Source organism: Ruegeria sp. BI11, assembly GCF_056538005.1.
Genome location: NZ_JBQFSM010000016.1, coordinates 24,785 through 48,803, shown reverse-complemented (window position 1 = coordinate 48,803; position 24,019 = coordinate 24,785). Strand labels below are relative to the sequence as shown.

17 protein-coding genes and 2 pseudogenes are annotated in these 24,019 nt (G+C 54.0%); 9 read left to right on the top strand and 10 right to left on the bottom strand.

The features are described from left to right. Positions 1-3: 3 nt before the first annotated feature. Positions 4-1,239, bottom strand: a complete 1,236-nt coding sequence (locus ACR0DT_RS22500; protein WP_480712910.1) for a thiamine pyrophosphate-dependent enzyme — start codon at positions 1,237-1,239, stop codon at positions 4-6. Further along, complete coding sequence (locus tag ACR0DT_RS22495) at positions 1,236-2,357, bottom strand: Leu/Phe/Val dehydrogenase (RefSeq protein ID WP_480712909.1); 1,122 nt, start codon at positions 2,355-2,357, stop codon at positions 1,236-1,238. The genes ACR0DT_RS22500 and ACR0DT_RS22495 overlap by 4 nt, the downstream gene beginning before the upstream one ends. Before the next feature lie 105 nt (positions 2,358-2,462). On the opposite strand from ACR0DT_RS22495, the gene ACR0DT_RS22490 reads away from it, so the two are divergent. Both ACR0DT_RS22490 and ACR0DT_RS22485 read left to right on the top strand, forming a co-directional pair. Then, positions 2,463-2,930 carry an Lrp/AsnC family transcriptional regulator gene (locus ACR0DT_RS22490; protein ID WP_366550241.1) on the top strand — a complete coding sequence of 156 codons (468 nt, stop codon included), beginning with the start codon at positions 2,463-2,465 and terminating at the stop codon, positions 2,928-2,930. A 443-nt stretch (positions 2,931-3,373) separates the two neighbouring features. Then, complete coding sequence (locus ACR0DT_RS22485) at positions 3,374-4,558, top strand: aminotransferase class I/II-fold pyridoxal phosphate-dependent enzyme (RefSeq protein ID WP_480712908.1); 1,185 nt, start codon at positions 3,374-3,376, stop codon at positions 4,556-4,558. Between the two features lie 23 nt (positions 4,559-4,581). Here ACR0DT_RS22485 and ACR0DT_RS22480 read toward each other — a convergent pair whose 3' ends face one another. Continuing rightward, on the bottom strand, positions 4,582-7,107 hold the full coding sequence (locus ACR0DT_RS22480; protein ID WP_480712907.1) for a cation:proton antiporter: 2,526 nt from the start codon (positions 7,105-7,107) through the stop codon (positions 4,582-4,584). A gap of 446 nt (positions 7,108-7,553) precedes the next feature. Next, positions 7,554-7,742, bottom strand: a pseudogene (locus tag ACR0DT_RS22475) (helix-turn-helix domain-containing protein); the annotation flags it as partial. A 178-nt stretch (positions 7,743-7,920) separates the two neighbouring features. Between ACR0DT_RS22475 and ACR0DT_RS22470 the strand changes: the two are divergent. The 3 genes from ACR0DT_RS22470 to ACR0DT_RS22460 all read left to right on the top strand — a co-directional run bounded on the left by ACR0DT_RS22470 (position 7,921) and on the right by ACR0DT_RS22460 (position 12,844). After that, complete coding sequence (locus ACR0DT_RS22470) at positions 7,921-8,484, top strand: hypothetical protein (protein ID WP_480712906.1); 564 nt, start codon at positions 7,921-7,923, stop codon at positions 8,482-8,484. A gap of 82 nt (positions 8,485-8,566) precedes the next feature. Beyond that, a complete protein-coding gene (locus ACR0DT_RS22465) occupies positions 8,567-9,724 on the top strand; it encodes an efflux RND transporter periplasmic adaptor subunit (RefSeq protein ID WP_480712905.1) in 1,158 nt (385 codons plus the stop codon). After that, positions 9,725-12,844 carry an efflux RND transporter permease subunit gene (locus ACR0DT_RS22460; RefSeq protein ID WP_480712904.1) on the top strand — a complete coding sequence of 1,040 codons (3,120 nt, stop codon included), beginning with the start codon at positions 9,725-9,727 and terminating at the stop codon, positions 12,842-12,844. Positions 12,845-13,151: 307 nt separating this feature from the next. Here the strand turns inward: ACR0DT_RS22460 and betC are convergent, their stop codons facing one another. Further along, complete coding sequence (betC, locus tag ACR0DT_RS22455; protein ID WP_480712903.1) at positions 13,152-14,687, bottom strand: choline-sulfatase; 1,536 nt, start codon at positions 14,685-14,687, stop codon at positions 13,152-13,154. A gap of 73 nt (positions 14,688-14,760) precedes the next feature. Next, entirely contained in the window at positions 14,761-15,744 is a 984-nt protein-coding gene (locus tag ACR0DT_RS22450) for a Bug family tripartite tricarboxylate transporter substrate binding protein (protein ID WP_480712902.1), read from the bottom strand. A 93-nt stretch (positions 15,745-15,837) separates the two neighbouring features. On the opposite strand from ACR0DT_RS22450, the gene ACR0DT_RS22445 reads away from it, so the two are divergent. Genes ACR0DT_RS22445 through ACR0DT_RS22430 form a run of 4 tightly spaced genes read left to right on the top strand, consistent with a single transcriptional unit; the run spans position 15,838 to position 20,903 of the window. Then, positions 15,838-17,037: an ROK family transcriptional regulator gene (locus ACR0DT_RS22445; protein ID WP_480712901.1), complete on the top strand. Its 1,200-nt coding sequence runs from the start codon at positions 15,838-15,840 to the stop codon at positions 17,035-17,037. 2 nt (positions 17,038-17,039) lie between these two features. Beyond that, complete coding sequence (locus tag ACR0DT_RS22440) at positions 17,040-17,555, top strand: tripartite tricarboxylate transporter TctB family protein (protein WP_480712900.1); 516 nt, start codon at positions 17,040-17,042, stop codon at positions 17,553-17,555. Between the two features lie 13 nt (positions 17,556-17,568). After that, on the top strand, positions 17,569-19,077 hold the full coding sequence (locus ACR0DT_RS22435; protein WP_480712899.1) for a tripartite tricarboxylate transporter permease: 1,509 nt from the start codon (positions 17,569-17,571) through the stop codon (positions 19,075-19,077). A 23-nt stretch (positions 19,078-19,100) separates the two neighbouring features. Beyond that, a complete protein-coding gene (locus ACR0DT_RS22430; RefSeq protein WP_480712898.1) occupies positions 19,101-20,903 on the top strand; it encodes a metallophosphoesterase family protein in 1,803 nt (600 codons plus the stop codon). A gap of 422 nt (positions 20,904-21,325) precedes the next feature. Here the strand turns inward: ACR0DT_RS22430 and ACR0DT_RS22425 are convergent, their stop codons facing one another. The 4 genes and pseudogenes from ACR0DT_RS22425 to ACR0DT_RS22410 form a co-directional block, all read right to left on the bottom strand. Further along, a complete protein-coding gene (locus tag ACR0DT_RS22425; protein WP_480712954.1) occupies positions 21,326-21,433 on the bottom strand; it encodes a dienelactone hydrolase family protein in 108 nt (35 codons plus the stop codon). A 62-nt stretch (positions 21,434-21,495) separates the two neighbouring features. Next, positions 21,496-21,609, bottom strand: a pseudogene (locus ACR0DT_RS22420) (dienelactone hydrolase family protein); the annotation flags it as partial. Between the two features lie 232 nt (positions 21,610-21,841). Continuing rightward, positions 21,842-23,155 carry a type I glutamate--ammonia ligase gene (locus ACR0DT_RS22415; protein WP_480712897.1) on the bottom strand — a complete coding sequence of 438 codons (1,314 nt, stop codon included), beginning with the start codon at positions 23,153-23,155 and terminating at the stop codon, positions 21,842-21,844. Then, on the bottom strand, positions 23,152-24,000 hold the full coding sequence (locus tag ACR0DT_RS22410) for a MurR/RpiR family transcriptional regulator (RefSeq protein WP_480712896.1): 849 nt from the start codon (positions 23,998-24,000) through the stop codon (positions 23,152-23,154). The genes ACR0DT_RS22415 and ACR0DT_RS22410 overlap by 4 nt, the downstream gene beginning before the upstream one ends. Positions 24,001-24,019: the final 19 nt, after the last annotated feature.

Below are 24,019 nucleotides of genomic sequence, written 5' to 3'. Positions count from 1 at the left end.
CTCTCAATACCCCGCCTGCTGGCGCTGCCGGACCAGATGCGGCGGCATTGTTTCATAGACACCCTCGAACATGTCGCGTGGCGATGGTGCCTTGCCGTCGCCCAGCGTACCGACGCTTTCGGCCTGTTTCTGAGTCGCAATGACCTCATCCATGATTTCGGCCTCGGCCTGAATATGGCGTTCGTCGGACCATTCGCCGATCGTGATCAGATGCTGTTTCAAACGCTTTATCGGGTCGCCCAGCGGCCAGGCGCTGGCTTCCTCACCCGAGCGATAGGCCGACGGATCGTCCGACGAAGAATGCCCGCCTGCGCGATAAGTCACATACTCAATCAAAGTTGGACCAAGCCCGCGGCGCGCACGTTCGGCGGCCCATTTGGCGACTGCATGAACAGCCAGATAGTCGTTGCCATCTACACGAAGTGAAGGAATGCCGAACCCATGACCGCGCGCGGCAAATGTGCCAACACCGCCTCGGGCGATCCCCTGAAAGGTCGAGATAGCCCATTGGTTATTGACGATGTTCAGAACAACCGGCGCCTTATAGGTGGAGGCAAACACCATCGCCGCGTGAAAATCGCTTTCCGCGGTTGAACCGTCACCGATCCAGCCAGCGGCAATCTTGGTATCCCCCGAAATAGCCGAGGCCATGGCCCAGCCGACCGATTGAACGAATTGCGTGCCCAGATTACCGGAGATCGAAAAGAACCCGTGTTCTTTCGATGTGTACATAATTGGCAATTGCCGGCCGTGCAGCGGGTCATCGGCATTGGAATAGATCTGGTTCATCATCGTCAGCATCGGATAATCCACTGCAACCAGCAGACCGGCCTGACGATATGTCGGGAAGTTCATATCCCCGGGTTGCAACGCACGCGCGAAGGCGCAACTGATCGCCTCTTCGCCCAGATGCTGCATGTAGAAACTTGTCTTGCCCTGACGCTGTGCCATCAGCATGCGTTTGTCGAAGGCGCGCAGGGTTAACATATGGCGTAAGCCGGTACGCAGCTCATCAGGCGTCATCGCACCTGCCCAGTCGCCGATGGCCTGTCCCTCTTTGTTCAGAACCCGAACAATCGAAAAAGCCATGTCACGAATGTCATCCGCGGCCACATCGACCGGCGGGCGCAGGACCTCGCCAGCCCGGGGGATTTCGAAATACGAGAAATCCGGAGTATCGCCTGGTCGGCAGCCCGGTTCAGGGACGTTCAGCGACAGTGGTTTGGTTGCGTCGTTCATGCCGCCCCCTCCTGTCGGTGTTCACGGGCGCTGTTCAAAATGTCATCGACAATCTGATTGGCGACCGTTGTCGTCGAATAACCGGTGCGCTTCGAGGTTTCGAGGATCTCGGCAATTCGCGTCGCGATCTTCTCGAGTCTGGCCTGCCGATATGCCTCACCAGCCTTGTGAATTTCACTGGCCACGCTGATGATGCCGCCTGCATTGACCACATAATCCGGCAAATAGCGTATTCCAAGCTTGCTAAGGGTCTCGGCCACACTGTCTGCGGCCAATTGGTTGTTAGCTGCGCCACAAACCAGCCTCGCCGACAGTTTCTGCGCGGTTTCATGGGTCAGAATGCCACCCAAAGCGCAGGGTGCGAAAATATCCATCTGTGCGTCAAAAACCTGATCCACAGGGCAGATATCCGCACGCAGCTGGTCGCGGGCCTGCCCCAACGCGGCCTGATTGATGTCTGACACGATCAGTGACGCGCCCGCTGCATGCAGTTTTTCCGCCAGGCTCATGCCCACATTGCCCAGCCCCTGAACCAGCACGCGGCGTCCGGTTAGGTCGTCGCTTCCGAAAACGTCGTGTGCGCCAACCTTCAGGCATTGGAAAACCCCTTCGGCGGTAAAGGGTGACGGGTCACCGCTCCCATACTCACCCCCTTCGAGACCAACAGCGAAATCCGTTTCCTCAGCCACAATCCGAATGTCGTCAGGCGAGAAACCCACATCTTCTGCCGTATAATACCGCCCCTCCAGCGCATCGATCGCGCGGCCAAAGGCGCGCAGCATTGCCGGAGTTTTTTCTTCGCGGGCATTACCGATGATCACCGATTTACCCCCGCCCAGCCCGATCCCAGCCATGACGTTCTTGGCCGTCATGCCTCGTGCCAGTCGCAATACGTCCTCGCGCGCGGCCTCCCGGCTGTCGTAAGCCCACATTCGACAGCCACCCGCAGCTGGGCCGCAAACTGTCGAATGCAGACAGATGTAGGCCTGTAACCCGTTGCTGGAATCCTCGGCAAAGACCAGACGTTCATATCCGGGCGGCGGGGTTTCTTCCGTGATGATCAGGGGCATGGTTTCACCATTCGTTTGTATGGCAGGAGTGTCGTCAATTCGATCCATCGGGATCATTTCTTCCAGCCTATGGCCCTGTGCCGGGTTGAAAAACCGCTTTTCCAAGGTATTTTGAATTGAACTGAGTGCTTTTCACTACCAATTGAGAAATTCATAGTGCCTTATACTACTGATCAGGTGGATCGAGAGATTCTTCGCGCGTTACAAGAGGATGGACGCATGTCATTGGTCCAACTTTCGGAACGCATTGGCCTGTCCGCCACGCCTTGCAAACGCCGGTTGGCACGCCTTGAGGAATCTGGGCTGATTTCGGGCTACAGCGCTCGCATAGACCGTAAAACGGCAGGCTTTCCGATCACAGCTTTCATCTCGGTTGAATTGGAGAGACAGGACGCCGAAAAAGTGGCCGACTTCCAGCGCCAGGTTGCGCTGTTTGACGAAGTGGTGACCGGAACGTTGATGACCGGCGCACAGGATTTCCTGTTGGAAGTTGCGGTTGAAAGCCTTGAAGAGTTTGAGACGTTCCTACAGACAAAACTAATGCGCTTACCGGGATTACGAGTGGTGCGTTCACGGTTCGCTTTGCGCCAATTCATCAATCGAACACGCATCCCATATTGAGAGCATAGCTAGTTTTGTCTGCGCTTAATCTAGCGCTAGAAGAAGACAGCTATCGCGGTACACTAATGACCCATCTAACGTCGGGAATGGGCTGTCCGCCAAGACGGCCCGGAAACACTAGATTTCGTTGGATTCAGCTATTGCTAGCGTCCTAAAGCTCCACACTGAGATGCCGAACTGTGCTGTCCATTTTTGTATGACAGAGCAAGAGTTGCACCGCGCGCAGTTCACCCATCTTCTAGTAAAACTGGGTGACTTTGATTCGCCGCAATGAATGCGTGCCGTAAGCGCTTGCCTCCAAGCCAATAGAAGTCACCCAACCACTTTTCGACGGAGGCGCACGTTCCGTCTGATATTTCGAAACGAGCTGGTTTTTGCGTCTTGGTCTGCAATACAGTATTCGTTCTGTGCTCGCAGGGCCGACATCTTATTAGGAGAGTTCAATGTCCATGACTGCTCGCCGTGCAAACACTGCTGCGCATTCTATCCAGAAAGTCGAATCCTTCTTTACAACTTACAATGCTGCGGTGAAGGAAACGCCAGCTGTCGCAGATTTCACGTTTGGTAATCCGCACGAAATGCCTTTGCCCAGTGTCGTCGATGCGCTGAAGACTCACGCCGAACCTCAAAGTGTGGACTGGTTCGCGTATAAGACCAACGAAGCGGACCCGTGCGCGTTTCTGGCAGACGCCTTGTCCAAAGAGTTGGGGCTTCCGTTCGAGACGGAAGACATCGCACTGACCAAAGGCGCCTTTGGGGCCATCAAGATGTGTTTCACCATGCTTCTTGAGCCCGGAGACGAGTGCATCGTGCCACTGCCGGGTTGGTTCTGCTACGGTCCGATGCTAGCCGCAGCCGACGCAAAAGAGGTGCAGGTGCCTCTGGATCCAGACAATTTCGATCTTGACCTTGAGGCTATTGCCAGGGCCATAACACCTCGTACGAAGATCGTGGTTGTTAATACGCCTCACAACCCGACAGGTCGCATTTACTCGCGTTCTGATCTGCAAAAGCTCGCCGACCTGCTCGAGGCTAAGTCAGCTGAGATCGGTCATCGAATTTGGATATTGTCTGACGAAGCCTACCGCCGCATTCGGTTTGACGGTATTGGCTTTACGACACCGGCCGCCGTCTATCCTCACACACTTATCGACTATTCCTATGGGAAAATTCTCCTCGCACCGGGTCTGCGCCTTGGTTACCTTGCGATCTCTCCAACCTTGCCTGCGGCGGAACGAAGAGAGCTTCAAACTCTGCGGTTTGCAGTGCAGATGGCGGATGGTTGGAATGTCCCGGATGCCCCATTGATCTATGCGCTGCCGGATCTTGAAAACGTCTCAATCGACATTGCTGCTCTTGCTCGCCGACGTGAACGTATGCTTGGTGCTCTTGGTCAATGGGGATACAGGATGACAAAGCCAGAAGGCACCTTTTACCTATGGGGGCGAGCCCCGGGCGGCGATAGCGACGCCTTTGCTAGAAATCTTCAAAAGTGTGGCGTCTATGTGATGCCAGGAACAGTTTTCGACCGACCAACGGATTTTCGTATTTGCCTTACTGCTACTGACGAAATGATAGAAAACGCAATGACTGCATTTCAGGCGACCGCAAACCAAATGTTGGAATGAGAACTGGCGACCGATCAGGACATTTATCCTTGTTCAGAAGATCCTCTGCGCTCATCTAGCTCCAGCACCGCAGGGTCGACCATCCGGTTTTTTGCGCTTACCCTGACGGAGTTCCGCATGGCTTCACTTCGCTGGAGCAATCGCCGGAAACGCGCTTCGTCGAGCATGAGCAGGGTCGAGGGAGCCAACGCCCGCACGTTAACGCGACGGGGCCGTTTCAATAGCATGGCCAATTGTCCAAACATTTCGCCGCGCCCTAATCGCGTAGTATGTCTGCCGAACTCCACTTCTACTGCCCCAGAAGCAATGAAGAATACACTCTGAGCGAATTCATCTTTGGAAATGACGGTTTCGCCTGCGTTGGCATAACGGGTACGCAACGTTCTGCTGAGTTTTCGCAGTGATGCTTTGTCGAGATCAGAGAATAAAGGAAACTGCTTGACCAGATCGCGTCCTTTGAGGGCGATGTCCAGTACCGGACGCCCTTCAGTTAAAGCACGTCGTGCCGCAACTTCCTGCATCAACACCGAATAGAGCTCTTCGCCTACCAGGCCGTCCTCGCGCATGACAGCGTACTCACGCTCCTCCAGTCGCAATGCAGTTCTTCGGATGAACCGCCGCTCCAGCTTTTCGGCATAGCCTGGATATTGTAGCCGCAATCCGTCGAGCGCTGTCTCAACCGCCTCGGATCGACGCGCCAACAGGTCATCAAGCAATTCCGCAACCCTGCGACCGTGGATTCGGCGAATGCGGCCACGGACAAATCCATCGAGATCCCGAAGGATTAGGCGTTGCATGAGCAATCTTTCAAACCGATCTGTTGTAATGCGCGTGAGTGGAAACGAGATTCGAAGCCGGTTGTGAAGAAACACGGCGATTCGAAAAGACCTGCCATAGACGACGGAACGGTTTGAAGCACGCTGATAACCGATCCGACCGCCGGTTCGTGCGCCTTCGATGAGCCGATCCGCGTCGGAGAGAATTTTTTCGCTCAGAACCGATGACATGGTGCGCTCTCGCATTCGGGCCAAAACGGAGTCCCGCTCTGCACCGGCCAGCGCGATGAGGCCAAGCGTGATCCGGTCACGATCCAGGATCTGAGCGCTGTCTTCGGCGGCCTTTACAGCCTCGTCGAGGCGTTCGCTAAACTGTTTGGCTTCGTTTCTGACGATATCGTGGGTCAGGTTATAGTTTTCTGCAGTGCGGGATACATCCTCGCGAACCGATTGCAAGGCGACAGCGACAACTTGACGTGACAGTGCCGTATCAAGCGGAGAGAGTTTGTCGAGCCCCAGTTTTGTGATTACCGCGCGCAGAGTTGTGCCCTGAACAATCAGCGTAAACAACGTAAAGCCGGTGGCCAAGATACCGACCAGACGCTTGGTCTCGAGCGGGATATGCGTGCTTTCGGTGACTGCCAGCGCCAGCGCCAGGGTTACGGCACCCCGCAACCCACCCCACAGCATCGCGGTGCGATAGGGGCGTTCCACAGCTGGCGACAGGCCGATTGTCGTGAGAAAGGGTAACAATCCGAAAAGAACCGCCGCCCGCGCGAGTGTTGCAGCAAGAACGACCACAGCCAACAGGCCAAAGTCAGACGGCCGGACTCCTTCTAACAATCTCGGTATCAGCAATGCTGCAAGAATAAAAATCAGCGCTCCGGACCAATGAGCCAGGAGGTCCCATACTTCTTGCAGATTTGTCCAAGCGGCCGGTGCCAATCGACCGGGACCAGTCAAGTTGAGAGTAAGGCCTGCCGCTACAACTGCGATGACACCCGAAGCCCCGATGCTTTGTTCTGCAACGATATAGGCGAGATATGGCAGCGCAAAGGAAATTGAAATCTGCGCCATTTCCCAGCGGTCTACGAAAGCCATCAGCCAAACTGCCATGCGCGCCATGAGCCAACCGGTGAGTACTCCGCCTACAATCAACAGCGGAAACTGCCCCACGGCTTCACTCAGTAAGGGATTGGGCCTCCCGAGCATGACAAAGCTCATGAATAGTCCGAAAAGAGCAATCGCAGCAGCATCGTTAAGGAGGCTTTCGCCCTCGATTATTCGCGATAGCCTGCGTGGTGCGGAGATTGATCGAAATATGCTGACAACCGCCGAGGGATCAGTTGTCGACACAATAGCACCGATCAACAGGCAGGCGGCCAGCGGTAGCGTACTAACCCAACTGAGCGCATAGCCAATGGAAAGTGTTGCCACAATCACTGCCACTACGGCCATCATCAGGATGGGCATCCAGTCGTCCAGCATCCTGCGCAGGTTCATGCCGAGTGTCGCCTGAAAGAGCAACGTTGGCAGGAAAACATAGAGGAACACGTTAGACCGGATCGGCAGATCAATAATCGCTTGCGCCCCCGGGTTCAGCGCATCCGTCAGGTCAGTATTGAGAAAGAATGCCGCGCCGAGCCCGATCACTACTCCCAGGATGGCGAGAATAACGCTGAAAGGTAAGCGCAATCGTGCAGCCAGTGGCTCTGCCACGCCGATTACAACAAAAAGAGAAGTGATGATGGTCGTAATGACGACAATATCCATCAGTACGTATTACCTGAGAAATCGAACTAATGGAATCCACCCTTCAAGCCGGATCAACCATGTGAGATCAATGTGTGAACTTACGTCGGGCCAGACTGCGCACTTTCAGCGAATTTCAGGAATGACGGGCCGCACTGCGACACCTACGCGGTGAACGGTTGGCACGGGCCGTCTTTGAATTTACGGGTAGTCCCCCGCACGGATCAAATGCCGCGCTGTATCCGGGTCTGGAATGCGCCCTCTTTAATCGTTGCTACGGCAGCTTTACTTATGGCGACCTAACTAAAAAGAGATACTTTTTCATGCTGTTGGTTTGATAAACTAAAATTGCTTAAGTGTAGTCTCAACGCGCATCACGTTTTTTGTTCGTCGACGTCTATTCAAGATTAATTCTATGGGCGTCGATCAGATTGAGATTTTGCAAAGTGGATGCGATGAAAGCGCGCTCACGAGACATTCTCTTTGAGCGTGTCCCTGTATTGCGAAGGAGATTGGTTCGTCCAACGCTGGAAGGACCGGCGGAAAGCTCTGTCGTCGGAGTAGCCAAGTAACTGCGCAATCGCATCGATGCTCAAGTCAGGATTGGAAAGCAGGCGTTTGGAAGTGGCCTCACGCACTTCCTCAAGCATTACCCGTAGTTCCGTGCCGTGCTAAGGAAGCTCCCGTGATGTTTCAGATAACTTCACCTAAAGCAAAGGTGCGTCGTTGCCAGTTGCGGTCTCCAGTCAGTTGGGTTGCGTGGCGTGGCGCGTGCGCAGTAGGCTCTTAAGAGATTGCGGTTCATTCTACTTTTAATTCTTTGGGAGTCTTAAGATGAACGTTCGCACTTTGCCGTTATATTTGCTTTGGCAGTCTTGGGTAGTTTCAATCACCCAATCCTTGTTTCTTCGGATTGTTTCGAAAACAATTTGTGCCATCGGGTTCCTGTCTTTCCTGAGTGGTAACCTGCATGCTGAGAATCTGACGACGACAGAGGATTTGGTGAATACGATTTGGGTGACAAATAGTGGCTATTCCTACGTCGCAGTTACAACCGAAGGCAACATCCAGTCTTTTGAAGGGGCAAACTTTGCCATTGAATTTTTGGAAACAAGGCACGGCGTTCTTGTTGCGCGGGTTCGATGGATCAGCCCGGAAGAGCAGTTGAGCGAAACTCAGCATATGCTTTTCGTACCAGACGGTGTTGGAGGATTTGCATTCCAGACAGCCGGGGCCTTGGACGTGGTCGGCGGTGCTGCAAACGGTAACATGCGCAAAGTCGATGATGTTACGGCATCTTTTACGAGTTTTAACCTGGAAAATGATCGAGCAGGGTCGATCAATACGACATTGACCAAAGTCGATACGCTTCCGGCTAAATTTGAGACTAAGAATTAAAGGTCATGGACACGCAGAAAACGTTGTTCGTGATAACATCGAAAAATTAGGCTATCTGTTTATTCGGTATTGGGAGGCGTGAGTGCGCTTAGGGCAGGGGGAAATAGGTGAGAAGCGGGGTGCACGCCATATTTTATCATTGTGCATTCTGACCCTCATTGCCGGTTGTTTCGAGAAAGAGGCGGATGAAACAAAAACCACCGCTCCGAAAGTTGTCGTCGCGCAGGTAACGGCAGAAAAGGTGCCGCTTTTTCTTGAATTGACCGGACGCACAGAGTCACCCAATACAGTTTCCGTTCGATCTCGTGTCGATGGCCACGTTGAATCGCGCCCTTTCAAAGAAGGCACAGATATCGTCAAAGGTGAAACTTTGTTCGTAATCGACCAACGTCCTTACGCAACTGAGCTTAAGCGCCTCAAGGGCGAACGAGACAAAAACCAGGCCGGTTTCGAGTTCGCAACCCGGGAGAAAGAGCGTTTTTCCGCTCTGGCCAGTGACGGAGCTGTCGCCCAGGAAAAACTTGACAAATCAACCACCGACGCGGCCCAAGCCAAAGGCGATCTCGACAGTAGCCAAGGCGCGGTGGACTCGGCTCAGGTTAACCTTGACTATGCTACGGTCTCCGCGCCAATTAATGGGCGTATCGGGCGTGTTTACCAGGATGTCGGCAACGTCGTTTCGGCAAATGAAACCGTCTTGACAGAGCTGGTCCAAATGGACCCGCTGTTCGTCTATGTAAGCCCAAGCGAAACACAATTTCTGGAACTGGAAAAATACAGGTCGACAAATCCAGATCTAAAGGTGGCGATAACGCTGGTCGACGGCAGCGTGCACCCGCACTCAGGGTCTCTCGACTTTTCGGAACCGGGAATTGATCCTACGACCGGCACCATTGCTGTGCGTGCCGTGTTTCCCAATCCCGAAAAGACGCTCCGCCCTGGTCAATATGCCAGAGTGAACATTCAGCTGACAGAACAGTCTGGCCAGACAACAGTGCCCTCTGAAGCTATTTCACAGGATCAAGCTGGGTTCTTTGTTTTTGTTGTCGACAAGAACGGTACGGTCGCAATGCGCCGGGTTACTGTTGGTCGTAACTATGAAGGTCGCCGCATTGTTATGACGGGACTTAAAGAGAGCGAAAGGGTGATTGTGCAAGGTCAACAACGTGTGCGATCAGGCATGGCCGTCGAGATCAAAAAGCCATCCGCAGGTTCGGGTGATGACAAGGCTGATGGCTGAATGCTGAGCCGGTTCTTCATCTTCCGGCCCGTATTCGCCTCGGTTATCGCGCTGGTCATCGTGATCGCCGGGTTGATCTCGATACCGCTGCTTCCCGTTGGCGAATTCCCGGAAGTCGTGCCCCCGACGGTTGTCGTCAGCGCCACATATACCGGCGGCAGCGCTGAAGTCGTAGAAGAGGCGGTGACCATTCCCCTTGAAGAGCAAATTAACGGTGTCGAGGGCATGGTCTACATGGCGTCCACCAGCTCCAATGACGGCACCTCGAACATAACGGTTACTTTTGAGGAAGGTTACGATCTCAGTATTGCGGCCGTGGACACGCAAAACAGGGTTTCCACGGCAATGGCGCAACTCCCGGACGAGGTTGTCGCTTCTGGGGTGACAGTCACGAAGGAGTCGGTTGATCTGACGATGGGGGTCAACCTAATCTCGCCAAACGGGCAGTTCGACGAACTTTTCATCTCAAACTACGCGGACATCCACATCACAGATCGCCTAAAGCGTATCCCGGGCGTTGGCACGGTGATGGTGTGGGGTGAGCGGGTCTATGCAATGCGGATCTGGCTTGATCCGGAAAAGATGGCAAGTCTCGGTCTGACCACCTCTGATGTCTATGACGCCATCACCGTGCAAAACCAGCAGGTCGCGGCCGGTGCGTTGGGTGCGCCACCGAACGGCAAAAATCAAAAGTTTCAACTGACACTAACCGCAAAGGGAAGATTGCAAAGCAAGGAAGAGTTTGAGGACATCGTTCTGGGTATTGGGGACGATAGTGCCGTCATAAAGCTTAAGGACGTGGCGCGAGTTGAACTGGGTGCCGAAGATTATTCGTTCAGTTCAACTCTGGATAGCAGTCCCACGGTGGGTCTAGGTGTCATGCAGCTGCCGGGTGCGAACGCATTGCAACTGGCATCACAGGTGCGCGAAACCATGGCGGAGCTGTCGCAGGATTTCCCCGAGGGTCTCGAATACACCGTTATCTACGACACGACTAATTTCGATCGTGAAGCAATTCGGGATGTTCTTCTCACGCTCGGACAGGCCATCCTGCTTGTCGTTTTTGTCATCGTCATTTTCCTACCCAACCTGCGGGCGGCGCTTATTCCGGTGATAACGATCCCGGTCTGTCTGATTGGCACTTTCGCTTTGATGTTAGCGCTTGGTTTTTCCATCAATCTGCTAACATTGTTCGGCCTCGTGCTGGCCGTCGGTCTGGTTGTCGATGACGCCATTGTCGTGGTCGAGAATGTATCGAGGCATATCGAGAATGGTGAGACCGACGCAAAGGTAGCCGCACGCCGAGCGATGGATGAAGTCACCAGCCCGATCGTAGCTACTTCACTGGTGCTGATGGCTGTTTTCATACCGGTTGCATTGATGCCAGGGCTGACAGGAAAGCTCTATCAGCAGTTCGCCCTGACAATTGCGTCGGCCGTTGCCATTTCAGCGATCAACGCCCTGACGCTTAGCCCGGCTTTATGTGGTTTGCTTTTGGGCGGAGCGCGACCGAAAGCCAAGATAATCCAGAAATTCGACGCCGGATTTGCCTGGTTCACGAAGCGTTATGAGGCGGTGGTCGGTTGGTTCATTCGGGTCTGGCAACCTGTGGCACTGGGCTTTGCAGTTTTATTGGCTGGCACTGTTTATATGTTTACCGTGGTGCCAGCGGGTTTTATCCCAAACGAAGACCAGGGTTATTTCATCATTAGTTTGGAAACGCCGGAAGGCACAGCGCTGGGGCAGACCCAAAAGGTTGTCGATGAGGCCTACGAAATTCTACATGATCTGCCGGGCGTCAAAGGCGTAATTACGTTCACCGGCTTCAGCATTTTGACGAATACGTCAGCACCCAATCAGGGCAATCTATTCGCCATTCTCGAACCTTGGGACCAGAGGAAGGGTTCCGGTGAAAGCGTGACAGAGATCATGGCCAAAGCACAGGCACAATTCGACGAGCTTCCTGGTGGAGTTCTTGCTACATTCAATCCGCCGCCCATCTTTGGTCTGTCTCCGACCGGTGGGTTTCAATTCGAACTGCAGGATACGACTGGCGGCTCGCTTCAGGATTTGGAACATGTGACCCGGGAAATGGTTTCGTCTGGAAATGCCCAGCCTGAACTATCTGGCCTCTACAGCCCGTTTTCGGCGAGCACACCACAGCTCCATATCGAACTTGACCGAACCAAAGCTCTGACCGAGGGGATTTCGATTGGCGATGTTTTTGATGCGCTGCAAACGTTTTTGGGTGGTGTCTACGTCAACGATTTCAACGTCTACGGCAGGGTGTACAAAGTCTATTTGCAGGCCGATGTGGATGCCAGACAAGTCGAGGAAGATATAGGCCGCCTATACGTACGCAACGACAAAGGCAGCATGGTTCCGTTGAGTGCTTTGGTTAAGCTGAAACCTCAGATTGGGGCGCGGACCATCAATCACTACAACCTGTTCCGTTCGACCAGCATCAGTGGCGCTGCGGGAGTGGGGCACAGTTCCAGCCAGGCAATCACGGCCATGGAAACCTTGGCGAAACAAACATTTCCCAGAGGGTACACCTATGAGTGGACTGGCAATGCCTATCAAGAAATCAAGGCCGGGAATGTAGCTCCGATCCTCTTCGCGCTCGCGGTCATTTTCGCCTTCCTGTTTTTGGCTGCGCAGTATGAAAGCTTCGTTATGCCCCTGATGGTACTACTGGCGGTCCCGCTCGCGATATTCGGGGCTCTGGTGGCGCAATGGCTGCGTGGTTACGACAATAACATCTATTGCCAGATCGGACTGGTCATGTTGATAGGCCTCGCAAGCAAAGGAGCCATCCTGATCGTCGAATTCGCCCGTCGTCGACGCCAGGAAGGCCTTTCGATCGAAGAGTCGGCAATGGAGGCCGCGCGTATCCGAATAAGACCATTGTTGATGACTGCATTCGCATTCATTCTGGGCGTTGTGCCGCTGGTTGTTGCTAGCGGTGCTGGCTCCGCGGCTCGAAGATCTCTGGGAACAGCTGTTTTTGGCGGGATGATTGTGGCTACAATTCTTAGCCTCGTGCTTGTCCCGGTTTTGTACGTAGTGATTGAACGGTTGCGAGAGCGTTTAACAAAAAGCCGCAAAATCTCTAGCTGAGACCGTAAAGTCGGGCTATTGGGAGAACGGTTGACACTCGTAGCTTTAACGAAACACGTTCAGTGATCTGATTTGGGCAACCGATCAGGCATTTGCTCCAATACCTAGCCAAAGTTGAATGTCCCCTGCTTCTGGCGTGAATTCACCATATTTTTGGCTGAAGCTCGTCTAAGCGCATGACCTATTTCTGTCGCTGGATCTGTTGCTACGTCGTCGCCAAGTAGCGGATTGATGCCCGTGAAGGGCATTTTTAAACAACGGCATCATACCATTAGCTTTGTTTCGAAGTTTCTACTGAACGAACGGATTACACCTGATCAGGTTTAGCTGGAGCCACGTAAGGAAGTCGCGCGCGCGCTTTGGTGTCAGCCGCGCCAGCGTTACGGATATAGCGTTCGTCGTCATCGTTGCGGACGGTGTAGACGTAGGTGGGATCACCTTTGGTGACCTTGTGTATGGCAAGGCGACGAACCTGGCTGGCGCGGATCGTGTCGCGCAACTCCTCGGGATTCCAGCCATCGAACAAGATCCTTTCAAGCTCGGCCCTGACATCTGCGCAATCTGGATCGACGGCGCGGTTGGTTATTTCGTTGGGGTCTTCTTCAATGTTGTAGAGCAGCGTATCGACCCCTTCGAGCCACATTAGCTTCCAGGGGCCCTTTTTGATCATGCGGCTAGGGCCGGTCGACCCGTCAGCGGCAAACTCTGAGATTGCGACATCCTGGAGACCTTGTGTATCGCCTTTCAAGGCAGGGACTAGTGACTGGCCATCAATGGGGGCAGCATAGTCATTAAACGAGCCGCCAAATGCAAGGTCCGCGAGTGTGGGTAGAAGGTCAACAAGCGAGATATTCTCTTTCACGCGTGCCGGATCAAAGCGTCCAGGTGCATAGACGATGAAGGGCACGCTGGAGGCCCATTCGAAAAAATGTTGTTTGAACCACATTCCACGCTCGCCCATCATCTCGCCGTGGTCGGCAGTCAAAATGACGATTGTGTTGTCGATCTGGCCAGTCTTTTCCAGAACGTCCACAAGGCGGCCTACCTTTTCGTCGATATACGAGATCATACCGTAATAACCGTGGCGGGCTTTGCGGCGGTTTTCCGGTGTGACAGTGAATTCGTGGCGTGACTGACAGTAATGTAAGTTGCGACTGAGGTGATCCATCTCATTCAATGCCAGCGGGGCAACTGCCGGGAATTCGATTTCATCATGGTCATAGAGGTCCCAGTATTCCTGTCCGATCACAAACGGCGAATGCGGAGATGTGAACGATACCGTCAACATAAAGGGACGGTCATCGCCCTTTCGCGCCAGATCATACAGGGCTTGAACACCGTGATACTCGACCTCGTCATCGTAATCCATCTGCATCGTGCGGATGGCTGGGCCGCTTTCCAGAATAGGGGCCATGGTCAAGTTGGTAGGTTTGTATTCGCAACCCTTTGACCAATCAACGGTCCAGGCAAAGTTGGCCGGGTAGATTTCAGTCGTATGGCGTTTGTCATATCCGTGCAGTTGATCGGGGCCGACAAAGTGCATTTTGCCGGACATTTCGACCCGGTAGCCCATGCTGCGCAGGTAATGGGCAAATGTCGGAATGTCGGCGTGAAATTCGCTGGCGTTGTCATACATGCCTATCGAGAATGGCAATTTTCCTGCGTGCATCGACGCACGGGACGGTCCGCACATGGGCAGATTGCAATAGCAGTTCTCAAACACCACTCCATTCTGTGCAAGGCGGTCTATATTCGGAGCCTTAACGGTCGTGTTTCCATAAGCTTTCAGTGCATTCGCCGCGAGCTGGTCTGCTTGAATAAATAGGATGTTTGGAGGTGCCATCTGCGTTTCCCAGGAATAAGAAGAAAAATCCCGGGCAGCAAAAGGGGAGGAGCCGCCCGGGACGCCGAAGTTGTTACTGGATTATCATTCCCAACTTTTCGGCAGTGTCGCTGAATGTCTGAACCTGACCCTCGACAAAAGTTTTGGTTTCGTCAGGTGATAGGACCGTTGGGACCGAGCCCAGTTTTTCGGTTGTTTCGACCCAGCTTTCATCGGCTGAAATGGCGCCAAGTACTTCGATCCACTTTGTCACAACATCTTCGGGCAGGTCTTTTGGTCCCCAGACCCCAGTCCAGCCGACCACGTTTTCAAGGTTCGGGTGTCCGAGCTCCTGTGCGGTTGGCGTGTCCGGAATAGCTGCAAAGCGCTCAGGCGTTGTTGTCAACAAGGGCCGGATCTGGTCAGATTCGATGGCACCAGACAGGCCTGAAAGGTTGTGAAAGATCAGGTCAGCATGCCCACCGACTACGGCTGCGGTAGCTTTGCCGCCGCCTTTGAACGGTACGTGGATCAACGCTTCTGAATCAACGCCGAGATCGTCCAACATGATGAGCATGGCCATGTGCAAAAGTGTGCCTACACCAGCGGACGCATAAGACAGGCGTTCACCGTTCGCGATGGCAGTCTTCAGCTCATCAAAGTTTTGATATGGAGAATCTGCGCTGACACCTAACACAAACGGGTTCTTTTCGATCAGGCCCAGAAAAGTGAAATCGTCCCACTTGTAGGGGATTGTGCGGTTGATCGCAGGAACAGTGGCCTGAGAACCTACGCGCGCCATCAGTAATGTGTAGCCATCCGGCCGCGATTTGGCGACTTGAGTCGAGCCGACGACGCCACCTGCGCCAGTCTTATTAACCACCAGTATATTCTCACCCAGGTAGTCCGGCACCTCAGTGCTGAGGGTGCGTGCGGCCAGATCGGCAGCACCGCCGGGACCGTAGGGAACCACCAAAGTTACCGGTTTACTTGGATAATCCTGCGCCGCTGCCCCAATCGGGATCGCGAGCAAGGCAAGGCTGCTCAGCGCGGCGGTTGCTGTGTTTCTTAGTTTCATTTGTTGCGTCTCCCTGAATCGAATGAGACTCACCATAATAAAATACTTGCAGTAAGTAAATATTTAAGTAAAGATACATTCAGGAGGTGCAAAATGGCAGGTTGGTCACAGGAGGAAATCGGTCGCGGGAATCGCCAGCGCGTTCTTGGTGAGATATTGGGGTCGGGTACGATTTCGCGTACGCAAATTGCCGATAATCTCGAATTGAATGCGGCGAGCGTCTCAAGGATCACACGTGAACTGATTGAGGCTCGTCTGGTTCAGGAGGTCGGCGTGTCCCAGCCTGAAGGGCGCAGGGGGCCCAGGACCAAGAAGCTAACCATGGACCGCACTGGCGGCTATGTGATTGGCATTGGGATAAATGCATATCAGCAAGTGGTCACACTTGCGGATCTGTCGAACAATCGTATCGCGTCTTGGGATGCCGGCGGGGCAGGGTTGACCGATGGCACTAGTTTCATCAGGGCTTGCTGTAAAAAGGCCAAAGCCCTGATAGAAAAACACGTTCAAGAGCGTGACCGGCTTTTTGGCGTTGGACTGACGATTGCTGGTAACCTCGATAAGGCGCGCGGAATCGTCATTTCAGCGCCTACTCTGGGGTGGGTTGAAGAAACCAATGTCTGTGAGGTTGTAAGGGAAGAGCTTGGCGTTCCGGTAGTGTTAGAGACCCCAAGCGCTGCGATCTGCCAGTCAGAAGTGACCTTTGGTGTAGCACGGAACATCGAAAATGTTGCTGTGATCTATTGTGCACTTGGGTTCGGGATCGGGCTGCAGGTCAACGGCCAGCCCTACAGTGGCATCGGCCGGGTCGGCGGTGTCTTGACCGAAGCCAAGACCACCGAAGGGGTGAGTTCAAACACTCCTGTTTCCTTGTCTGATCAGTGCGGCGGGAAAGCTCTGTTGCGGCAGCTTTTGACGCCAGCGACGTTTAACGCAATGTCGGATCAGGAAAGGGCGCAGAAAATCTGGGATGTTGTGTCCTTGGCAGATGAACCGGATGGAGAATACAGATCTGTGTTGGAGGAGTTCGGAGCCAGGGCGGCAAACTGCTTTTCGTTAAGCCTGACGGTTCTACAGCCTGAACTGGTATTGCTCGCCGGTCCGTTGGCCCAATCCCCCTACTATCTGGATGGGTTTCGCAAGCAGATCGAAAACCTGAAAGCCGATCTTCAGATGCCTATCAAGATCAAATCCAGCGAAATGACCCATATGGGCGCGGCGCGCCTCCTGTCTCTTAACGAAAATATCGCGAATGCGGAGCTTGATCTGAGTTTGCTTAAGGGAGGAAGCTGATCATGGTTAGCTCAAAGAAAAGGGACCTCTTTGCGGGGGCATTGTTTCTTGTTCTTGGTGTTCTGACGGTGATCGTACTCATTCCCGTTGGCGTCGACTCACCAGGTTCCATCGAGATCTCGGCATTGTCGCCGGAATTCTGGCCGAGGGTAATAGCGATAGCAGTCGTTTTCGTGGCGCTGTGTCTGCTAGCTGAGTCCTACTTTTTGAAAGTTCCCGAACTCGATGTGGATGAAGACGCAGAAGCCGATGCCGCCTATAAACTGGACACTCTTCCAGGTGCATTGCGAACAGTCATTCTGATCTTTGCCTTGTTCCTGTTTTACTTCGCGTTGACGACCTTGGGCGTGGTTGCAAGCTCGATCATTCTTATGCTCGCCATGATGCTCTTCTTTGGAGAGCGCAAATGGTACTACATTGTCCCGATAAGCATCATTCTACCCATTCTTCTTTATCTGTTCTTTCTGCACATCGCGGGTGTGCCGATGCCACTTGGCATTTTCGAAACGTTAGGCTGAGGAGGAGCTGAGCATGATCGAGAATATTTCCACGGCTTTTCAGTTGTTCCTGAGTTTCGAGAACATTCTGGTTATTGGCATAGGAGTCCTGATCGGAACCATCATCGGCGCGATACCTGGGATGACAACCCCGATGGGCGTGGCCTTGGCCTTACCGTTTACGTTTACGATGCAGCCCGTAACCGGCATTCTGCTGTTACTTGGTGTGTACAAAGGTGGTCTGTATGGCGGGTCTTTGACTGCTATCCTGATCAAAACGCCCGGCACCCCTGCAGCATCCTGTACCATTCTCGACGGGTATCCCTTGGCGCAGAAGGGGCAGGCGCGAAAGGCGTTGGATATAGCGCTTTATGCGTCCTGTGTAGCTGATCTTATCTCGAATATCGCGCTGATCATATTTGCAGGATTTTTGGCATCTTTTGCATTGCGCTTTGGTCCGCCGGAATTCTTCACCCTGATCGTTTTTTCTCTGACGATCATTGCAGGTGTTGCGGGGCCTAGTCTAACCAAAGGTATCCTGTCGGCCTGTCTGGGTCTGATGCTGGCCACAGTCGGGCTAGATCTGATTTACGGCACGAACCGGTTCATCTTCGGGAATTACGAGTTGATGTCTGGACTGAACTTTATTCCGGTACTCATCGGCTTGTTTGCGATCCCAGAAATCCTTGATAGGTCGACACGCCGTCCCCGTCCGCCAGGGGCGCAGCGTCAGGAGTTGGGAAGCGGCGCAAGTTTCGCCGAATTTCGCAAGACTCTAAAATCGGTCATCCGTGGCAGCTTTATCGGCGTAATCCTGGGGGCTATCCCCGGTATTGGTGGTGCTCCGGCGGCTTTCTTAAGCTACAGCGAAGCGCGCCGAAACTCAAAGAACCCGGAAAATTTCGGCAAAGGTGAACCCGAGGGCGTCGCGGCTGCAGAGGCCGGGAACAACGGCGTAGCCGGGGCCACTATGATCCCTCTGCTGGCGCTTGGCGTGCCGGGGGATGTGATCACCGCGGTAATTCTCGGCGCATTCATGATCCACGGCCTGCGACCCGGCCCCATTCTGTTCGCTGAAAATCTGCCGATGATCTATGCGTTGTTCATGGGTATCTTGCTCAGCTCAGCCTACCTTTTCGTCGTGGGTAAGGTTGCCATCAAAACTTTCAGTCGCGTGGCATTGATCCCAAACCGTATCCTGTACCCGATCGTCTTCACGCTGTGTGTTTATGGCGCATATGCAGTCAACAACAACCTGTTCGACATCCTGGTGATGCTGTGCATGGGGCTGGTTGGGTTCGCTATGCTGAGGCTCGATATCCCGGTTGCGCCCTTTCTGATTGCCTTCGTTCTTGGACCACTCCTTGAGGACAACTTTCGTCAGTCTCTGCTGTTGTCTGATGGGAACCTGTCAATCTTTGTCAGAAACGCGATTTGCTGGCTTTTCTGGTTACTGACAGCCCTCTCGATCTTTGTGCTGATCCGATCCCGTATTCGCGCCTCGCGTACGGGGCAGGCATCTGTTCTGACAACCGGCGGCTAATCGCGAAGATTAAGGGTAAGACCATGGCTAATAAGGAAAATGCTGGTCTGGGGCGCTTTGCGTACAGATTTGCAGTGATTTCGGATACGCATGTAAATCCAGAAGAAAAAACGTGCAATTCGCCCTTTCCCGTGAACGCCCGGGCCAATCGACGTTTCCGTTATGTGGTTGCGGATATCAACCGCCGAGAGGTGGACTTTGTTGTCCATCTTGGTGATCTGCTGCATCCGGTTCCCGAAACCGGAGCATTGTACAGGCAGGCCGCCAGTGCCTACCGCGCAATCGTGTCTGAGCTGACGGTTCCGATCCATGCCCTGCCAGGCAATCACGACATCGGAGACACTCCGATCAGTGGCGGACCGGCGAGCCCGTTAACGCCTGCGATGATCCGCGCATGGGAAGGTGAGTTTGGCGACCACTACCAGAGCTTCGAAAAGGGCGGCGTACGCTTTATTTTATTGAACGCGCAGTTGATCAATTCCGGTTTGCAAGCCGAGGCGGATCAAAAGAGGTGGGTTGAATCTGAACTTGCAGCCGCGCAAGGGCAGCGCGTCATGCTGATGCTGCACCACCCGGCCTATCTATGTTACCCCGACGAGCTGGATCACTATGACAATACTGATCAGCCAGGCAGAGGCTGGCTGTTGGGGTTACTCAAAAAGCATGGGATTGAGGCCATGTTTTCAGGGCATGCCCACAATTATTGGTACGACCGCTCTGGCAGGACTGACTATTATCTGGCCCCGGCAACCAGCTTTGTCCGACAAGACTATTCAGAGATGCTACGCGCGATTCCACCCGAAGGCAGCGAGTTCGGTCGCAATGACGCGGCAAAGCTGGGGTATTTTGTGGTCAACGTGTATGAAAATGGCCACGTAACCAAGTTCGTGCGCACATACGGGGCTGAACTGGCATCAGGCGCGCAGCTTTCGGATGAGGTGCTGGAACTTGCACCGGACCCACGTGAGAACAAAAACCCTTTGATCGGCTTCGACCTTAGGCAGAACTGGGCCGAAATCTCCGAAGTGCCTCCTAGTGGCGGTCTGGATGAGTTTGATCGCAAACCGGTACGCAATGACTATCACCTGCTGGCGCTGCAAGAGATGGGCGTGCGCGATATTCGTATACCGTTGCATGATCTGCTAGACCCAGCGCGTCGCGCGCGAATTGGGGTTCTGAAACATCTTGGATTTCGAATAACTTTGTTTGGCTTTGGCATTCCAGAAGACCACCTGGATCTGATCGCGTCTGAAGCGGCCCGTTTGAGTGATTGGGAGGTCACGCTGAACTGGGGTGATGTTGAATCGTCGGCAGATGCGTTAGCTCATGCCCATGAAAAGACGGGTCTACCAATCTACATTTCCCGGATGCGTACGAAGGACGATATCAAGGCCGAAGATACTTATTTCCATGTCATAAATCACGGGTTTAACGCGACAGATAACGACCAGCTTGTGGCCCTTTCCGCTCTGCCCAAGAAGTGCGGCGTTGTCGGCGCTGTCTTTCGGCTCAACAATAGCGACCCGGTGTGCCAGGTATTGGAGGCGGCGGATCGAGCTGTTGCTAGTCACGACTTGAAAGCATCAGTGCACATGAGGGTCGCCGGAGATAACCCGGCCGTTCCGCACGCTGACGACAACGCGACCGTCGCCCGGGTGTTGGAAGCGATGGACATTCGGCCAAAACTCAACAGCACGCGTGTGTTTTGCGATACATTGGTTGATGTGGATCGCGGGTATTTCTTACGAAACGGCGCCATTGATCGCTGCAACAACCCTCGACCGCTGCTGGATGCTGTTCGGTTGCGGCATGCGCGGAATGCTTGAACCCCCAAAAAAACCTGCCCGATTACGTCTAGGCCATGCGGGGGCGGTTGTTGACGTTCCGTTTCCGCGTAGATGGGTTAGATGCAAAGTCTGTCTTTCAGCCGAAAGCTCCACCGATTTCTGGCACAAATTATTGCTCAGCCTGTTTGTCTGAATACGCAGTTCAAATTGAGCTTGGGCGAAGTTCAAGAAAAGCTGCTTAAGCACGGGATAGTTGTCTCAGTTGAGACTAAAGGCAGCTAAGTTTACCTCCATCGATCCGTCGGCAAGTGCGGCATGACGCTAGATTTTTTGCCTGCAATCTATCGGTTTCGTCAATTCGCGGAACTCACCTCTTTAACTCGCAGCAACGGCGTGATTCCTTTTGCCGATTGGATTTCCGTATCAGAACCATGCAAGGTTCGCTTCGTCGCTCACTCTGATCATTTTAAATAATTGTTGAACCAATCAATGGTGCGGTTCCAGGCTAGGTTTGCCATCTGCTCATCATAGCGTGGCGTGCTGTCGTTATGAAAACCGTAATTGGCAATTTGTAGAAATAAGCCTCGTAAACCTTGTTTTTGGATTGCAGAGCGGCCTCAAAATCTGGCCAATTTGCGTTGATACGTTCACCAAGCTCTCCCATCTGAGTTAGCAAAGGTGCCTGAATTTTAGCCACATCCTGACCTGTTGGCTGGCGTCCGTAGAACGGTACGCCAGCGGCCAGTCCGTGGTAGGCGACGGCAATTGCGCTGTCTACACCACCGCCATAGCAGAACTCGATTGCTCAGCATCGCGCCATTGGAATGGTCCGTGGTTCCCGTTGTACAAATCAGCACCGCAAAGTTGTCCGGGGTGCGATCTGCGGTTTAATATACGCCGGGCTAGACATCGGCCGAGCAATTTATGCGCGAGGCTTCGATCATGGCATTTACCGCAAACACCTGAGGGTCCTGCCTCTAATACGTTTCTTCGTACAGACGGCAGCGTGCTTCCGTTTCCAAATCCGCTGTTGTTTCAATCTCTGATTGTTTGTGCGCGCGGTAGACCTGTGCAAACCCGTCCGGGAACCAGGCAGTCACCACCGGGTTGTTTATGAACCGGTCCAGCGCTTCTTCCAATGTCTGCGGTAGACGCACGATGCCACTTTTGGCCAGCTCTGCGGCATCTAGTAGAGACAAATCGTCTTCCGTTGGGGTCGGCGCGGTCAAACCCTCTTCTATGCCCTGGGCCCCAGCCATGATGATGGCAGCAAGCGCCAGATGGGGCGAGGCTGCGGCGTCAGCTGCGCGGTATTCGATGTTGAATTGTCGCGCGACAGAGGTCGGGTCTTTGGCCGTTACCGGGCAAATACGTAAAGACGCCTCGCGGTCGCGGAAGCCTAGGTTGTTGAAGGCCGCAGACCAGCGATGAGGGGTCAGGCGTTCGTAGGAGATTACCGACGGTGCGGTCAGCGCCAGTATCGCATCCAGATATGTCAGCACCCCGGCGGCGAACGCGCCCGTCAGGGCAGACATCCCGGATGGCCCGTCTGCACTGTAGGTCAACGGCGTGCCCTGATCGTCCACAAAGCTCATGTGGATATGCACCCCGTTGCCGACGCTCGCGACATCGCGAATGGGGGTATAAGTGGCTCGCTCCCCATAGGCGCGCGCGGTGGCATAGGTTAGTTCGCGCACCATGATGGCGGCGTCGGCGGCCCGAACGCCCAGTTCCGGGCCAATCACAACTTCGTATTGGTTTGGGCCGTATTCCTTCATTATCGAATCCGGTTTCAGACCAACTTGCGAGATTGCGGCGATCAGCGTCTCGCACAGTTCACGCTGCAGGCTGAAACCCCGGTGACCATAGGCCTCGTTGGTCTGGTCCGGTTGGTCTTTCAATTGAAACTCATGTTCGAACGCTGCCAGCACCCGCGCACCGGACGCCTCGTATAGCCGGTCCAGCGCCGCCTTCAGCAAACCACGCGTGCAATACGCCCAAGGTTTGCCTTCCAGCGTGACAATATCGCCCATTAGGAAATGCAGCCCCGGATGTTCACCGAGCTCTACCTTGGCCTCAGCAGTTGCGTCCGGGATCAAAAGCAGATCGCCCAAAGCCCCAAATGGACTTTCGGCGATTACGTCAAAACAGTTGATCTGAACATTGGTCGGTGTCCACCCCACCCCTCGTTTCAACCGCATATTCAGTTGATCTGCCGGAAATGCCTTGCCCCGCAGTTTTCCGGCAAGATCGGATGTAGCGGCAAAGATTAAGGGGGTCTTGGGCATCATGAATTGGAATCCTGATTGTGGGATCGCATGGCGTCCCAGGCTTCGATACGGGATTTGGTCTGATCCCAGTTGTCTTCGGCGATACGGGTAACCAACGCCTCGGTCACCGCAAGGGCTGCAGTATATGTGTCCCAGAGTGTGCCGCTTTCGATCGGAACCGGCAAGATTTCAGCGGCGTGGCGCGAGATTGGTGACAGCCATTTGTCTGTCATCAGCACGACTCTCACACCCCGTTCCTGCGTCGCTGTGGCTGCCAGTTGCGCTAACGCAGGTTGGTAGCGGCGAAAATCGACGAGAAACAAGATGTCAGCAGAATTCATTCGCAGCAAATATTCTGGCCAGACTTCGCTATTGGCCGGAAGATGGTAAACGCCACTACGGGTCTGGCGTAGGTGAAAGGACAAGTGCCGCGCAATGGTGTCGCTAATCCGCCCGCCAAGAGTGTAGACATCGCTTTTAGGTTGGCTCAGTAAGGTGCAGATCCGTTGGAATTGCGCCTCGGTAATACCTTCCGCCGACAGCGCCATCTGGGATGAGGCGCGCGCGATGAAATCCCTTAGGAAACCGCCATCGACGCTGCGCCCTTCACCGTGCAGATCGGTAGGCGACCGTTCCCCCTCCTTCAGTTCGGACAGCAGCGCACGTTGGAATTCCTGATACCCGCCCAATCCGATCTTGATCACAAACCGCGAGATCGAAGGGGCCGAAACCTCAGCCCGTTGAGCCAGTTCCTGGATCGAGACAAGGCCCGCATAGGGATAATCGCTCAGCAAGGCGGCGGCCAGCTTACGCTCGCTTGCGGTCATACTTTCGGCCTTGGCCTCTATTCGTTGCCGGACAAGCACGCGTATACCTCCTGTATTG

Excerpts from the sequence above, each read along its gene's own strand:
- ACR0DT_RS22500 (WP_480712910.1), bottom strand. The coding sequence starts at position 1,239 with ATGAACGACGCAACCAAACCACTGTCGCTGAACGTCCCTGAACCGGGC.
- ACR0DT_RS22495 (WP_480712909.1), bottom strand. The coding sequence starts at position 2,357 with ATGGATCGAATTGACGACACTCCTGCCATACAAACGAATGGTGAAACC.
- ACR0DT_RS22485 (WP_480712908.1), top strand. The coding sequence starts at position 3,374 with ATGTCCATGACTGCTCGCCGTGCAAACACTGCTGCGCATTCTATCCAG.
- ACR0DT_RS22480 (WP_480712907.1), bottom strand. The coding sequence starts at position 7,107 with ATGGATATTGTCGTCATTACGACCATCATCACTTCTCTTTTTGTTGTA.
- ACR0DT_RS22470 (WP_480712906.1), top strand. The coding sequence starts at position 7,921 with ATGAACGTTCGCACTTTGCCGTTATATTTGCTTTGGCAGTCTTGGGTA.
- ACR0DT_RS22460 (WP_480712904.1), top strand. The coding sequence starts at position 9,725 with ATGCTGAGCCGGTTCTTCATCTTCCGGCCCGTATTCGCCTCGGTTATC.
- betC (WP_480712903.1), bottom strand. The coding sequence starts at position 14,687 with ATGGCACCTCCAAACATCCTATTTATTCAAGCAGACCAGCTCGCGGCG.
- ACR0DT_RS22450 (WP_480712902.1), bottom strand. The coding sequence starts at position 15,744 with ATGAAACTAAGAAACACAGCAACCGCCGCGCTGAGCAGCCTTGCCTTG.
- ACR0DT_RS22445 (WP_480712901.1), top strand. The coding sequence starts at position 15,838 with ATGGCAGGTTGGTCACAGGAGGAAATCGGTCGCGGGAATCGCCAGCGC.
- ACR0DT_RS22440 (WP_480712900.1), top strand. The coding sequence starts at position 17,040 with ATGGTTAGCTCAAAGAAAAGGGACCTCTTTGCGGGGGCATTGTTTCTT.
- ACR0DT_RS22435 (WP_480712899.1), top strand. The coding sequence starts at position 17,569 with ATGATCGAGAATATTTCCACGGCTTTTCAGTTGTTCCTGAGTTTCGAG.
- ACR0DT_RS22430 (WP_480712898.1), top strand. The coding sequence starts at position 19,101 with ATGGCTAATAAGGAAAATGCTGGTCTGGGGCGCTTTGCGTACAGATTT.
- ACR0DT_RS22415 (WP_480712897.1), bottom strand. The coding sequence starts at position 23,155 with ATGATGCCCAAGACCCCCTTAATCTTTGCCGCTACATCCGATCTTGCC.